General features: G+C 35.1%; 17 protein-coding genes. 11 read left to right on the plus strand and 6 right to left on the minus strand.

Going from position 1 to position 12,811, the window contains the following annotated elements; translation table 11 throughout:
* The first annotated feature begins 13 nt into the window (after positions 1–13).
* A complete protein-coding gene (locus ACUXVC_RS10305) occupies positions 14–334 on the plus strand; it encodes a hypothetical protein (protein WP_000761184.1) in 321 nt (106 codons plus the stop codon).
* Between the two features lie 69 nt (positions 335–403).
* Entirely contained in the window at positions 404–616 is a 213-nt protein-coding gene (locus ACUXVC_RS10310) for a hypothetical protein (RefSeq protein WP_000798747.1), read from the plus strand.
* 29 nt (positions 617–645) lie between these two features.
* Here ACUXVC_RS10310 and ACUXVC_RS10315 read toward each other — a convergent pair whose 3' ends face one another.
* Positions 646–984 carry a hypothetical protein gene (locus tag ACUXVC_RS10315; RefSeq protein WP_001253201.1) on the minus strand — a complete coding sequence of 113 codons (339 nt, stop codon included), beginning with the start codon at positions 982–984 and terminating at the stop codon, positions 646–648.
* 335 nt (positions 985–1,319) lie between these two features.
* On the opposite strand from ACUXVC_RS10315, the gene ACUXVC_RS10320 reads away from it, so the two are divergent.
* From ACUXVC_RS10320 to ACUXVC_RS10345, 6 genes are all read left to right on the plus strand, one after another.
* The gene (locus tag ACUXVC_RS10320) at positions 1,320–2,000 is read left to right on the plus strand and encodes a class I SAM-dependent methyltransferase (RefSeq protein WP_000206577.1); all 681 of its coding nucleotides are present in this window, start codon (positions 1,320–1,322) and stop codon (positions 1,998–2,000) included.
* A gap of 94 nt (positions 2,001–2,094) precedes the next feature.
* Positions 2,095–3,783 (plus strand): formate--tetrahydrofolate ligase, encoded by a 1,689-nt coding sequence (locus tag ACUXVC_RS10325; protein WP_446026151.1) that lies wholly within the window; start codon positions 2,095–2,097, stop codon positions 3,781–3,783.
* Between the two features lie 90 nt (positions 3,784–3,873).
* Positions 3,874–4,401: a hypothetical protein gene (locus ACUXVC_RS10330; protein ID WP_142947095.1), complete on the plus strand. Its 528-nt coding sequence runs from the start codon at positions 3,874–3,876 to the stop codon at positions 4,399–4,401.
* A 19-nt stretch (positions 4,402–4,420) separates the two neighbouring features.
* Positions 4,421–5,590 carry a DEAD/DEAH box helicase gene (locus tag ACUXVC_RS10335; protein ID WP_000588597.1) on the plus strand — a complete coding sequence of 390 codons (1,170 nt, stop codon included), beginning with the start codon at positions 4,421–4,423 and terminating at the stop codon, positions 5,588–5,590.
* A 188-nt stretch (positions 5,591–5,778) separates the two neighbouring features.
* The gene (locus tag ACUXVC_RS10340; protein WP_069355476.1) at positions 5,779–6,588 is read left to right on the plus strand and encodes a sugar phosphate isomerase/epimerase family protein; all 810 of its coding nucleotides are present in this window, start codon (positions 5,779–5,781) and stop codon (positions 6,586–6,588) included.
* A gap of 56 nt (positions 6,589–6,644) precedes the next feature.
* Positions 6,645–7,028: a VOC family protein gene (locus tag ACUXVC_RS10345; protein ID WP_098852613.1), complete on the plus strand. Its 384-nt coding sequence runs from the start codon at positions 6,645–6,647 to the stop codon at positions 7,026–7,028.
* A 44-nt stretch (positions 7,029–7,072) separates the two neighbouring features.
* Here ACUXVC_RS10345 and ACUXVC_RS10350 read toward each other — a convergent pair whose 3' ends face one another.
* The gene (locus tag ACUXVC_RS10350; RefSeq protein WP_053564665.1) at positions 7,073–7,711 is read right to left on the minus strand and encodes a hypothetical protein; all 639 of its coding nucleotides are present in this window, start codon (positions 7,709–7,711) and stop codon (positions 7,073–7,075) included.
* Between the two features lie 29 nt (positions 7,712–7,740).
* Positions 7,741–8,727, minus strand: a complete 987-nt coding sequence (locus tag ACUXVC_RS10355; RefSeq protein WP_446026027.1) for a quinone oxidoreductase family protein — start codon at positions 8,725–8,727, stop codon at positions 7,741–7,743.
* Between the two features lie 208 nt (positions 8,728–8,935).
* Here ACUXVC_RS10355 and ACUXVC_RS10360 point away from each other — a divergent pair, with 208 nt between their 5' ends.
* Both ACUXVC_RS10360 and ACUXVC_RS10365 read left to right on the plus strand, forming a co-directional pair.
* The gene (locus ACUXVC_RS10360; protein ID WP_144465436.1) at positions 8,936–9,514 is read left to right on the plus strand and encodes a sigma-70 family RNA polymerase sigma factor; all 579 of its coding nucleotides are present in this window, start codon (positions 8,936–8,938) and stop codon (positions 9,512–9,514) included.
* A complete protein-coding gene (locus ACUXVC_RS10365) occupies positions 9,511–10,191 on the plus strand; it encodes a DUF3600 domain-containing protein (RefSeq protein WP_075717269.1) in 681 nt (226 codons plus the stop codon). Before ACUXVC_RS10360 ends, ACUXVC_RS10365 begins: the two co-directional genes overlap by 4 nt.
* Positions 10,192–10,248: 57 nt before the next feature.
* Here ACUXVC_RS10365 and ACUXVC_RS10370 read toward each other — a convergent pair whose 3' ends face one another.
* From ACUXVC_RS10370 to ACUXVC_RS10380, 3 genes are all read right to left on the minus strand, one after another.
* Positions 10,249–10,683, minus strand: a complete 435-nt coding sequence (locus tag ACUXVC_RS10370; RefSeq protein ID WP_001174535.1) for a hypothetical protein — start codon at positions 10,681–10,683, stop codon at positions 10,249–10,251.
* Between the two features lie 85 nt (positions 10,684–10,768).
* On the minus strand, positions 10,769–11,740 hold the full coding sequence (locus tag ACUXVC_RS10375) for an MBL fold metallo-hydrolase (protein WP_053564662.1): 972 nt from the start codon (positions 11,738–11,740) through the stop codon (positions 10,769–10,771).
* 95 nt (positions 11,741–11,835) lie between these two features.
* A complete protein-coding gene (locus tag ACUXVC_RS10380; protein ID WP_043938462.1) occupies positions 11,836–12,045 on the minus strand; it encodes a DUF3925 domain-containing protein in 210 nt (69 codons plus the stop codon).
* A gap of 224 nt (positions 12,046–12,269) precedes the next feature.
* Here ACUXVC_RS10380 and bsaA point away from each other — a divergent pair, with 224 nt between their 5' ends.
* Positions 12,270–12,752 (plus strand): glutathione peroxidase, encoded by a 483-nt coding sequence (bsaA, locus tag ACUXVC_RS10385; protein WP_000219434.1) that lies wholly within the window; start codon positions 12,270–12,272, stop codon positions 12,750–12,752.
* Positions 12,753–12,811: the final 59 nt, after the last annotated feature.

Below are 12,811 nucleotides of genomic sequence, written 5' to 3' on the forward strand. Positions count from 1 at the left end.
GAAAGGAGTACAAATGAAGAAATATTATACAATTGTGGGTATTGTAAGTATTATTCTCGTGGCAATATTACTTATAACTTGTCCGAAAGAATCAGATTTTAAAGTGTATGTAGAGGATAAGTATGCGTTGAATTGTAATGAGAGTAGTTTTGAATGCACGCAAAATGTAGATGGTAAAAAAGAAAAACTACAATTTGAAAGTACAGATGCACGAAATGGTGTATTCTTTATGACTGTAAAGCAAACATTTAAAACAGAAGCTGGTGTTTCAAAAGAATATAGCGGAGTAGGAATGTTTGGTACATTTCTTTTTGTTTCAGAGAAGACTTTCTAGTAATAGAAGGTCTTTTTTTTATGCTTATGTTCATATAGATGAAGTAAGACAAGCATAGGAGGGATAGCGATGAAGAACACATGTATCGTTTGCGGTGGTGAGGAGTTTTTTTCCTCAACATTATATGCACGTACGAAACAAGATTGGGCATATGCACCAAACATGTATCGGTTTGAAAAAGTATTTATTGAGCATAGGGATGAAGAAAATTATCCAGTGTTTCAAGAAATTACAGCGAAACATTGTTGTGGATGCGGTCATATTATGTTGTATCATGAATGAACACACCAAGTATAACTTGGTGTGTTTTTTTAAAACGCTGACAAAGCAAGCGGATAAAGTAAAGTAAATAAAACAGAAAAACTACCAAAACCAATTGCTGTATATCCAAGTGTTCTTGCTCCGAAATTGACAGCTAATAGGCCAACTAAAATTGCTAGGGAGCCGAGCGTAACTGGATAAAAAGCAATGGAGAATAACGAAAGAAATAAAGCGACATAGCCTACCATTGCGCCGGTATTTGTACCTTCTATCTCATTTGCAATTTCTTTACGCTTATGTCTAATTGGAATGCCAGCTGGTGATATTTCAGCAGCATACTCTTCGTTTTTTTCACCACTTTTAAAATGATGATTTCTCTTTCTTCGCATGTACATCCCTCTCTTTCAATTGGGTGTATCTATAGTATCTTTCAAAATGAGAAGAGCATGAGTATGAGTTAAACCCAAGTAAAGCAAAAAATGGAGAATACGTATTCCATCGTTAACATATCCATTTCCTATTGAAGATAAAGTGCGGGATTTTTTCCATCACGACTGATTATCAGCCAGCAACAATTGGATTTTTATGAGCAGTTCTCTCCCATTAACTGGTCCGCATCCATTGAATTTTGAGGTAGGTGTCTTACTGCAAGCAGGATAAAACAGGAATTTTGGAAAATGATGTAGAATGAAATGAATGATAATACGTGAAGGTAGGGGAATGTATGACAACATTTAATTGGCATGAATCAGCAGAGAAGAAATGGGATAGTAGTGCGGAGTTTTGGAATAAAAATAGTCAGGAAATGTGGGATAGCGGGAGTAGGAGCACAATTATTCCGTTTTTTGAACAATACGTAAAGAAAGAAGCACAAGTGCTCGATGTTGGTTGTGGTGATGGGTACGGTACATATAAATTAAGTAGCGCAGGCTATAAAGCAGTGGGAGTAGATTTATCGGAAGTGATGATTCAAAAAGGTAAGGAGCGCGGAGAAGGACCAAATTTATCTTTTATAAAAGGAGATCTTTCTGCATTACCATTTGAAAATGAGCAATTTGAATCAATTATGGCAATTAATTCTTTAGAATGGACGGAAGAGCCATTACGAGCGTTAAATGAAATAAAGCGTGTGTTAAAGAAAGATGGATATGCATGTATTGCAATTTTAGGACCGACAGCAAAGCCACGAGAGAACAGTTATCCTCGCTTGTATGGAAAAGACGTTGTTTGTAATACGATGATGCCTTGGGAATTTGAACAGTTAGCGAAAGAACAAGGTTTTAAAGTTATAGATGGCATCGGCGTATATAAGCGCGGAGTAAATGAGAAGATGTTAGGTCAACTACCTACAGAGTTACAACAATCGTTAACATTCTTATGGGTATTTATGTTAAAAAACGTATAAAGAAATGAAAGAATTTTTAGGAGGTAAATAAGTGCAGAAAATACAAAAAACTGATACAATATCATCAGAACCAATTAAAGGGGGACTAGGGTATATGACAACTACTACAACAGTGAAATCCGATATTGAAATCGCACAAGAAGCGAGTATGAAGAAGATTCAAGAAATTGCAGCTGATTTAAATATTTTAGAAGATGAATTAGAGCCATACGGGCATTATAAAGGTAAGTTATCTCTTGATATTTTTAAGCGCTTACAAGATGAGAAAGACGGTAAGGTTGTTTTAGTAACAGCAATTAACCCAACTCCAGCTGGAGAAGGTAAATCAACAGTAACAGTTGGTTTAGGTCAAGCTTTTAACAAAATTGGTGAGAAAACAGTAATTGCACTTCGTGAACCATCTCTTGGACCGACGATGGGATTAAAAGGTGGAGCAGCAGGTGGCGGTTTTTCACAAGTCGTACCAATGGAAGACATTAACCTTCACTTTACTGGAGATATCCATGCGATCACAACTGCCAATAACGCATTAGCAGCGTTTATTGATAATCATATCCAACAAGGAAACACACTTGGAATTGATACGCGTAAAATTGTTTGGAAACGCTGTGTTGACTTAAATGATCGTGCCCTTCGTAACGTAGTAATTGGTCTTGGTGGACCTGTACAAGGTGTACCACGTGAAGACGGTTTTGACATTACAGTCGCATCTGAAATTATGGCCGTATTCTGCCTTGCAACAGATATTCAAGACTTAAAAGCGCGTCTATCTCGCATCGTAGTTGCTTATAACTTTGCAAATCAACCTGTAACGGTTAAAGATTTAGGTGTAGAAGGTGCGTTAACGCTATTATTAAAAGACGCATTAAAACCAAACTTAGTACAAACATTAGAAAATACACCAGCTATTATTCATGGCGGACCATTTGCGAATATTGCTCACGGTTGTAACAGTGTTATCGCTACGACAATGGCAGCAAAATTAGGTGATTATGTTATTACAGAAGCTGGATTTGGTGCTGATTTAGGCGCTGAGAAGTTTTTAGATATTAAAGCTCGTGCAGCTGGCATTAAACCAGAAGCAGTTGTTATTGTTGCGACGATTCGTGCGCTTAAAATGCATGGTGGCGTAGCAAAAGATCAATTAAAAGAAGAAAATGTAGATGCATTAGCAAAAGGTATGGAAAACTTACAGAAGCATGTTGAAACAATTCAAAGCTTTGGTGTGCCTTTCGTAATTGCAATTAATAAATTCATTACAGATACAGATGCAGAAGTTACATACTTACAAGAGTGGTGTAATGAGCGTGGCTATGCAGTATCCTTAACAGAAGTTTGGGAGAAGGGTGGCCAAGGCGGAGTTGACCTTGCTGAAAAAGTACTAAAAGAAATCGAAAAAGGTGAAAACAACTATGCACCACTTTATGAATTAGAATTACCATTAGAAGAAAAAATTCGTACAATTGCTCAAAAAGTGTATGGCGCAAAAGATATTGAATTTGCTCCGAAAGCACGTAAGCAATTAGCTCAATATGAAGGAGAAGGTTGGAGTAACCTACCAGTTTGTATGGCGAAAACACAATACTCTCTTTCTGACGATGCAACAAAATTAGGTCGTCCATCTGACTTTATCGTTACAATTCGTGAGTTAAAACCATCTATCGGTGCAGGCTTTATCGTTGCGTTAACAGGTACAATGTTAACAATGCCAGGTCTTCCAAAACAACCAGCAGCACTTCAAATGGATGTAAATGAAGATGGAAAAGCAGTAGGTTTATTCTAAAAGGTTGTAATTCATCTCGTTTATCTGTAAACTATATATACATCAAGTGGCGCCTTTCCATCGAAAGGCGCCTGTTTTTTGGAGGAAATTATGTTTGATCCAACTGCTTTTGACAATTTAAAAGTAATCGTAGAAGGTGCTGTGTATGATTTTGATCTACATGGAGATATTCTTGTAACAGATCGAAAAGATATGATGGACCTTGCCTCATTAAGTCGTATATATCATATCTCATTTCAATTAACAGAACCGTTCGAACCATTAGTAGAAGCAACATTTTCATTATCTGTGGATGCAAAGAACTTGTCTGGTGAAATACTAGAAGTGCCTCAGTTTACACCAGGTTGTGAAATGAAGCTAGCATTTTCATTCCCGTTAGAACAACCAGAAGTAGGATGCGAAGAAATTGAAACTTTAATGCGTTCTATATGGGGAAAAGAAAGAATGATTATGCAGAAAGTTTCATACGAATATAATAAGCAAGCGATTTCATATCATAATAAGGTAGAGGTTCTATTTCAAAAAGCGATTACAGAAGACCATGTTGATGATTTAATAGCTGTTATTTCACACATGCTAGAAACGGTGCGAACAATACAGCATTTTCTTCAAAAATAGAGATAAAGGAGAAAAACAAATGATAAAAGATATGCAACCATTTTTACAAGAAGCTTGGGAGAAGGCTGGTTTTAAAGAATTAACTGAAATTCAAAAACAAGCGATTCCAACTATTTTAGAAGGACAAGACGTTATAGCTGAATCTCCAACTGGAACAGGAAAAACATTAGCGTACTTATTACCCCTTTTACATAAAATTAATCCTGAAGTAAAACAGCCACAAGTTGTTATTTTAGCTCCAACGCGTGAACTTGTAATGCAAATTCATGAAGAGGTTCAAAAATTTACAGCAGGAACTGAAATTTCAGGTGCATCTTTAATTGGTGGTGCAGATATTAAGCGCCAAGTTGAAAAATTAAAGAAACACCCAAGAGTAATTGTCGGTTCACCAGGCCGTATCTTAGAATTAATTCGTATGAAAAAGCTAAAAATGCATGAAGTAAAAACAATTGTATTTGATGAGTTTGATCAAATTGTAAAGCAAAAAATGATGGGTGCAGTGCAAGATGTAATTAAATCAACGATGCGCGATCGTCAATTAGTATTCTTCTCGGCGACAATGACAAAAGCGGCAGAAGATGCGGCACGTGATTTAGCAGTTGAACCACAATTAGTACGTGTAACACGTGCAGAATCAAAAAGCTTAGTTGAGCATACGTATATCATTTGTGAGCGACGCGAAAAAAATGATTACGTAAGAAGAATTATGCATATGGGCGATGTAAAAGCAGTTGCTTTCTTAAACGATCCATTCCGTTTAGATGAAATTACTCAGAAATTGAAATTCCGTAAAATGAAAGCAGCGGCTCTTCATGCAGAAGCAAGTAAACAAGAGCGTGAAGCAACGATGCGTGCTTTCCGCGGTGGAAAATTAGAAATCCTACTTGCTACTGATATTGCAGCACGCGGTATTGATATTGATGATTTAACACATGTAATTCACTTAGAATTACCAGACACAGTAGACCAATACATTCACCGCTCAGGACGTACTGGACGTATGGGTAAAGAAGGAACTGTCGTATCTCTTGTAACTCCACAAGAAGAGCGCAAATTACTACAATTTGCGAAAAAACTAGGCATCGTATTTACGAAGCAAGAAATGTTCAAAGGAACATTTGTAGAATCGAAGCCACCAGCACCTAAGAAAAAGAAACCAGCATTTACTGGGAAGAAAAAGCCTAGATAAATAATGGGGAAGGCGTAACTATTTGTAGTTACGTCTTTTTTATTTGCAATTGAATAATACAAGGAGTTTGATTAATGATTATTGAAATGTATCTATTATCACTTTTTTAATCAACATATGTACAAGGAAGTAATATAAAAAAAGTCGAATATTAAACTGATGCGAAATGATAAAAAGAAGGTTCATATATGGATAGGAAATTAGGAATGTTTTTGAATACGAAACATATTGAAGTAAACGAAGGAATACAAAAAGCAAGGGAATGGGATTTAGAATATATTCAATTATATGCTATGAATAAAAACTTCAACTTAGCTAATATTCCAGTGGTAGAATGGACTGCTTTAAAGAAAAGCTTATCTTTTAATGGAATAAAGATTCCATCATTAGCAATTAGTTTTGGAGAAAATGGAATTACAGGAACAGAAGTTGACAGTACAATAAATCAGATTAAATATATTACTGACAGAGGTTTGGAGCTGGGAGCAAAGATCATAACAGCTCATATTGGGAAAGTTCCAGATGATGAAAAAAGTGAGTGCTATGATAAAATGATACGGGTTTGTTATGAGATAGGAGAATTAGCATTCAAATTTGGGGGAGTCTTTGCTATTGAGACAGGATCTGAAAAAGCAATAGTATTAAAACGATTTTTAGAAAATGCAAACTCGAAAGGACTAGCTGTTAACTTTGACCCAGCAAATTTAATAAGTGATGTAAATGAAAATCCGTTAGAAGGTTTATTACTATTAAAAGATTATATAGTACAAACTCATATTAAAGATTGTAAAGAAGTGAAAAGTAATAGTTCAAGTAAGTATATAGAAGTAGCAGTAGGAAATGGTGAAGTGGATTTCGATATATTCTTCAAAGTATTAGATGAAATTGGATTCGACGGATATAACATGATTGAAAGAAACAATTATTTTGACGAACTGGATGGGATGAGTCAGTCGATAAATTTTGCAAAGAAGTACATACCAACTCAAAAGGAATAATGATACCAGCTGTAGAAAGCTACATAGAATGTAAAAAAACAATAGGAGGAATACAAATGATTCATAAAGTAGGACAAATTATGTTATATGTAAATAATCAAGATGAGGCAGTAAATTTTTGGACGGAAAAGGTAGGGTTTCATGTAGTTGCAGAGGAAGATAACAAGCAAGGAATGAGATGGATTGAAATTGCTCCAACTAACGGTGTTGAAACGAGCATTATATTACATAATAAAGAAGTTATTTCGAAAATGAGCCCAGAATTAAATCTTGGTACACCGTCCTTAATGTTCTTCTCAGAAAATCTGGATCAATTATATGCAGGTTTAAAAAATAAAAATGTTACTGTTGGAGAAATGGTAACTATGCCTTCTGGTAAAGTGTTTAACTTTGCTGATAGTGAAGGGAATTATTTTGCGGTTATGGAGAAGAATCAATAATAATATTGCTATGTGAAAATCCCCCTCAAATATATTGAGGGGGATTAAATCTTTGAAGTGGATTTTTCATGAGAGAGTTGTGTAATAAAAAATACACCTTTTTCAATAGCGGTTTCAATGTAACCGACAATTTGATTAAACGTAAACACCTGTAAGTCTTCATGCAAATGTTGCTCAGGATACAACATATCTTCAAAAAGATACTTTCGAAAAGCTAAAACGTTTTCTTTAGAAACCTCTTCAATATCCACAATGTGAGCCTCTTGATTGAGAAGAGAGAAGAGCTGTTGTTCTTGATCGTAATGATGAAGCAACTTTGCATTTAACAGTTTAAAATCGTTATAGTACAGGGGTGCGATGGTTTCGTCATTCTCTATTCTATTTTTTAGCCATGGTAGAAAAAAGCCACTTAGCCAATTATCATCGGCAATGAGGTGGGTATAATAGCCTAAAATAAAGGGGGAATCTATATGTGCTTCGTATTTATGAAAGAATGAATCATAATCTATTCTTCTCGTATAGTTCTTCGTTGTACCAGCGTAAAAGTGTGAAGTTCCTTTTTCTTCTGCTGAATGAACCGCATCAGGGGCTACCCCTCCAAGTAAGAAAGAAGTTTTATCTTGAATACATAGTTTCTCAGCAATACCGTTAGCGATAATAACATGCATAATTCGTGATCCCATGAATGCCACCTCTGTTTCAAGTATTCATTTCAGGAAGAAGACTGAACAGTTAGTATTACTTTCCCTGTACTTTTTCTACTTTCGACCCATTCATGTGCTTTCCCTGCATCTTGAAGGGGAAAAGATTTTGTAGCTTTCATTTGCAAACTTCCGTCACGCAAATAACGGAAAACTTCATTTGCCGTTTCTTGGAGTAGTTCAGGACGTTTTTTCCGTGTAGTGCCAAAGCTAAAGCCTAGTATAGAGCGGCAACTTGCGTGTAAATCTTTCGTTTTGAAATTGCCAATTTTACCGCTTGCATTACCGAAATGAACGAGGCGACCGTAATAAGCTAGGCAGTTTAAACTTCTTTCAGAGACAGTTCCAGAAATAGAGTCCAAAATTATATTCACTCCTTCTCCGTTTGTCAGCTCATTGACTTTCTCTACAAAATCTTCATCTTGATGACAAATAACATAATCAGCTCCAGCATCTAAAGCGATTTCTTTTTTCGTTTCACTTCCGACAGTACCGATAACTGTTCCAGCCCCTAATCGTTTTGCAAGTTGAATCGCGGTAGTACCAATTCCGCCAGCAGCTGCATGAATCAGCACGGATTCATTTTGTTGAAGCCTTGCAACATTCACGAGTAAATTATAGCTTGTGAAAGATACGATCGGACAAGCAGCTGCGGTTTGAAAGTCGACTTCATGGGGTAAAACGAAAGTGAGATTTTCATTTGAAACAACGTACTCTGCGTAAGATCCATTTTGAGGAAAAGCAATGACACGCTGTCCAGGTTGAATATTTTTCACATGAGAACCGACGCGTCCTACAATACCAGTGGCATCTATACCTGGAATAAAAGGTAGTGCTTTATTTCCTTTTTTGCCATAACGTGATTTAATATCAGCGAAATTTACACTAGTAGCAACAACACGAATTAAAACTTGATCTTCTGAAATAGCCGGTATATCCAAATCTGTATATTTCATCACTTCAGGACCACCGAACGACGTTACAACGATAGCTTTCATCATATATCCTCCTAAATTTGACTATATAAATCATTTTAAATCTTTATCAGAAATTGGAAAATTATATAATAGTTATGCGTGGTTATAAGTGAAGCTTATGAACTCATTGAATCATAATATTAATTTATATAAAAATTTTTTTCGGAAAAATCGAACGAAATATGAATTACTTGCCAATATATAGTGTAAGACAAAGGAGGGCTGGAATATGAAGGCTGAAATAGATTACGCACATTTAATTCGATTAACTTTATCAGGAAATAAAGAAGCGTATAGCGAATTGTATGATGTAACGATTCAAGAAGTATATAAAACAGCACATTTTTTAATTGAAGATAAAACGGATGTAGATGATGTCGTTCAAGAAGTATACATACAGCTATATGAATCGCTTCGTAAATATGATAGCGAGAAGCCATTTCGCCCTTGGCTAATTGGGCTTGCGATTAAACAAATTCATTCTTATAGAAGAAAGAGGTGGATGCGACTACGAATTATGAAAAAAGCAGAAGAGCAAAGAAAGCCAGTGCAAATTGATTTTTCTAACGATGTTGTAAGTAAAATATCAAACCAAAAACTAATCGAACTCATTCATAAATTACCGTATAAATTGAAACAAGTTATTATCTTAAGATACTTATACGAATATTCACAAGAAGAAGTAGCACAAATATTACATATTCCAATTGGTACAGTGAAGTCTAGAATTCATGCGGCATTAAAGAAAATACGTCAAAAAGAGCAAGTAGAAGAAATCTTTTTAGGAGAGGTAGGGAATGTGAAATGAGTTTAGATTGTAGAGTTAGAGAATCTATACGAGAAGAAGCGAAGGGGATTGTTGCCCCGCCGGAGTTAAAAGAAAAAGTAATTGTTCAAATCAAAATGAATCGCGGGGGAAATAAGGTGAAGAAACGTCTTATCGCCGGAGTGCTTGCAGCAGCATTTTTAATCCCTACGACCGGTTTTACATATCAATCTATTATGGCGGATGGTATATACGGATCATTTGAGAATTTAAAAAAACACGCCGGAGCGATGACGTTAGAAGCGTATATGCGTTTTAATGCAAAGTTATCAGAAGCGAAAGATGAAATGGGCACGAAGGAATATGAGGAGTTTACAAAAGAACTAAAAAAATTAACAAATGCAAAGCTTGCGTACGGAGATTCGAATGGTAATATAGATTATGATCAATTATCACCAGCTAAAAAAGAGGAATTGAAAAAGGTAGTAATGGAGCTTCATCCGTATTTTGATAAATTAAATGGCCATAAATCTAGTAAAGAAGTATTAACGCAAGAAGAGTTTGATCGCTATATGGAAGCTTTAATGACACATGAAATAGTACGAGTGAAGACAAAATCAACTGGTGCAATAAAAATAGAAGAAGTACCTGAGGCGTACAAAGAAAGATTTATTAAAGCGGAGCAGTTTATGGAGTATGTAGATGAAAAGGTGAGATAAGTAAAAAAGCTCAAAGCTTTAGTTTTGAGCTTTCTTTATTAAAAGAAAATAGAGCATTTAATTATATTTTTTCATCGTTGCATTGTCCTTTTGTATAAAACAATCTAAAAGGGAATAACCAGCTATTAAACTAATAATCGTAACAAAAGTTGTATTTATTAGAATAATATTAACTAAATAAGGTAGGTATTCGGCAAGTGGTGAAAAGAGTAGTGCTGGGGAAAAGGAAATGAATAGTGTAGGCACTGTAATAGCAATAAATTTATCCGGTTGAAAGCTCCAGTTTTGTTTACTCGTTTCGCGATTAATAGATTGAAGGAATCGTAATAAAATGCCAACTATAAGAGGGAAGAGTGTAAAGTAGAATAATCTTGGATAAACGTTAAAGTTCACTTGTGCATCTGTATCTAAATAAAATTGAATTTTTACTCCTACAAATAATAATAAGACGATAAATAATGTGAAGCAGAGGTATAGCATCACTTTTTGCATTATATTCCACCATCCTTTACTCAAAATATATTCAAAAAAAGAAGAGATATACAATAACTACTGTTGTATATCTCTTCTTTTACTGTTAGTTAATAGTGGAGTTTGCTTTATCTTGCTTCGTGAAATAATCAATAATGCCCATTGCGCTAATTTCTATATCTAAATGTAAAATATTATAAACGGAATGATCTGATGGAACGTTTAACTTTGTAAGATGAGAAGAGATTTTATCCATTAACAAAGTTTGTAAAGCTTTAGTTGCTTCATCGAAATCATTATACTTTTCAAAGACTTCCTTACCAGTATGAACGAAAATAGGTAGCCAATATTCCAGTTGATTATATACTTCTGTAACATGAGAGGATGCGCCGTAATGACCGAAATAAATAGTATCTACATTTATACTTTGAATGTGATTTTTAGAAGTAATCATCGCATCTGGTTGGAATTGTGAAGGGGACGTTGATGGTAGATATAACTCTACATCAACGTCTGCGAGTTCTCTATAATAAATTCCAATTGTATCGCCAGTAAAAATCCCGTTTGTTAATGAATCGTGAATGCTAATATGGTGCTTCGCATGTCCTGGTGTATCATAAAATGTAAGGGTGCGGTCTTTTGCAATTTTTAACGTATCACCATGTTGTACAATATGAACACGTTCTTCTTCAATTGGAAGAATTGGATCAAAGAGTTTATCGAAATCTTCTTTGTAGACAGCTTTTGCACCTAAAATAAGTTTTGTTGGATCAATCATATGACGAGCACCACGAGAATGCACATATAACGTAGCATTTGGGCACTTTTCCATCATTAAACCAGCTGCGCCAGCGTGATCTAAATGCACATGTGTAACGATAATGTTTTTAACATCGTTTAAATCAATATGTAATTGTTGTAAGCCGTCTAAAATATACGGAAGAGAAGGGGCTGCACAAGTTTCAATTAAAGTAATATCGTCACCTAATAAAACGTACGTACCTGTTCGTTCATTATGCTGTAAATCGAAATCATCAATAAGATATAGGTGAGAAGATAATTGCTCTACTTTTTTCATAGTTACCACTCCTTATATACTGCATGTTTTTATTATACGCTAAAATAGAAAAAAGGCAGAAAACGAAGCTCGTCTTCTGCCTTTTTGTAATATTATTATTTCGTTTGTTGTTTATTAATAGACATAATGAACAGTCCAACAATCCCGCCTACTAATGGAAGCATAATCTCTCCTGCTAAATTAAAGTAGGAGCTTAAGAATAAACCATTTACATCGATTACCCAGCCAGTAACAAACAATAACATCATATATAGTACGAAATAAAACTCGCGATTTGAAATCGTTTCATGTTGTGCAGTTTTCATAATGAACACCATCCTTTTCTTTTATAATGGAATATAAACTGTCACATTTTGTTCACATTTCAATTGTAAAACTTTCCATCATAAAAGTCTAGTAGTTTGTGTCGAATTTTCGAACAGAAATAAAGCGCTATCATTACAACTTATAAGTACGTAATAAGAGCTGTATATTCACGAATGTAGTATAGTATAAACATAGAATGATAGTGAAGAGAGGGGCAAAGACAATGACAGTTTATGATTTTTCAGCTAAAACAATTACAGGTGAAGAAAAATCGTTAAAAGATTACGAAGGAAAAGCACTTCTTATTGTCAATGTAGCTAGCAAATGTGGTTTCACACCACAATATAAAGGATTACAAGAGGTATATGATAAATATAAAGACCAAGGACTCGAAATACTTGGATTTCCTTGTAACCAATTCGGGGGACAAGAACCAGGTACAGAAGCGGACATTACTAGCTTTTGTGAATTAAACTACGGTGTAAACTTCCCGATGTTTGCAAAGGTTGATGTGAAAGGTGATAAGGCTCACCCTCTATATACATACATGACAGAACAAGCACCAGGTTTACTTGGTATGAAAGCAGTGAAATGGAATTTTACGAAGTTTTTAATCGGAAAAGACGGGAAAGTAGTAGGGCGTTTTGCTCCGCAGACGAAGCCGGTAGATTTAGAGGTTGAGATTGAGAAGGTGCTTGGGGAATAAGCAGGAGTTTCACTTTATTAAAAAACGTCTCAAAGAACAATGTAGTTCTTTGAGACGTT

This window comes from Bacillus sp. N6, assembly GCF_052805735.1.

Coding starts and splice junctions, on each gene's coding strand:
- bsaA (WP_000219434.1), top strand. CDS start 12,270: ATGACAGTTTATGATTTTTCAGCTAAAACAATTACAGGTGAAGAAAAA.
- ACUXVC_RS10305 (WP_000761184.1), top strand. CDS start 14: ATGAAGAAATATTATACAATTGTGGGTATTGTAAGTATTATTCTCGTG.
- ACUXVC_RS10360 (WP_144465436.1), top strand. CDS start 8,936: ATGAAGGCTGAAATAGATTACGCACATTTAATTCGATTAACTTTATCA.
- ACUXVC_RS10320 (WP_000206577.1), top strand. CDS start 1,320: ATGACAACATTTAATTGGCATGAATCAGCAGAGAAGAAATGGGATAGT.
- ACUXVC_RS10350 (WP_053564665.1), bottom strand. CDS start 7,711: ATGGGATCACGAATTATGCATGTTATTATCGCTAACGGTATTGCTGAG.
- ACUXVC_RS10330 (WP_142947095.1), top strand. CDS start 3,874: ATGTTTGATCCAACTGCTTTTGACAATTTAAAAGTAATCGTAGAAGGT.
- ACUXVC_RS10355 (WP_446026027.1), bottom strand. CDS start 8,727: ATGAAAGCTATCGTTGTAACGTCGTTCGGTGGTCCTGAAGTGATGAAA.
- ACUXVC_RS10375 (WP_053564662.1), bottom strand. CDS start 11,740: ATGAAAAAAGTAGAGCAATTATCTTCTCACCTATATCTTATTGATGAT.
- ACUXVC_RS10370 (WP_001174535.1), bottom strand. CDS start 10,683: ATGCAAAAAGTGATGCTATACCTCTGCTTCACATTATTTATCGTCTTA.
- ACUXVC_RS10340 (WP_069355476.1), top strand. CDS start 5,779: ATGGATAGGAAATTAGGAATGTTTTTGAATACGAAACATATTGAAGTA.
- ACUXVC_RS10325 (WP_446026151.1), top strand. CDS start 2,095: ATGACAACTACTACAACAGTGAAATCCGATATTGAAATCGCACAAGAA.
- ACUXVC_RS10315 (WP_001253201.1), bottom strand. CDS start 984: ATGCGAAGAAAGAGAAATCATCATTTTAAAAGTGGTGAAAAAAACGAA.
- ACUXVC_RS10345 (WP_098852613.1), top strand. CDS start 6,645: ATGATTCATAAAGTAGGACAAATTATGTTATATGTAAATAATCAAGAT.
- ACUXVC_RS10310 (WP_000798747.1), top strand. CDS start 404: ATGAAGAACACATGTATCGTTTGCGGTGGTGAGGAGTTTTTTTCCTCA.
- ACUXVC_RS10365 (WP_075717269.1), top strand. CDS start 9,511: ATGAGTTTAGATTGTAGAGTTAGAGAATCTATACGAGAAGAAGCGAAG.
- ACUXVC_RS10335 (WP_000588597.1), top strand. CDS start 4,421: ATGATAAAAGATATGCAACCATTTTTACAAGAAGCTTGGGAGAAGGCT.
- ACUXVC_RS10380 (WP_043938462.1), bottom strand. CDS start 12,045: ATGAAAACTGCACAACATGAAACGATTTCAAATCGCGAGTTTTATTTC.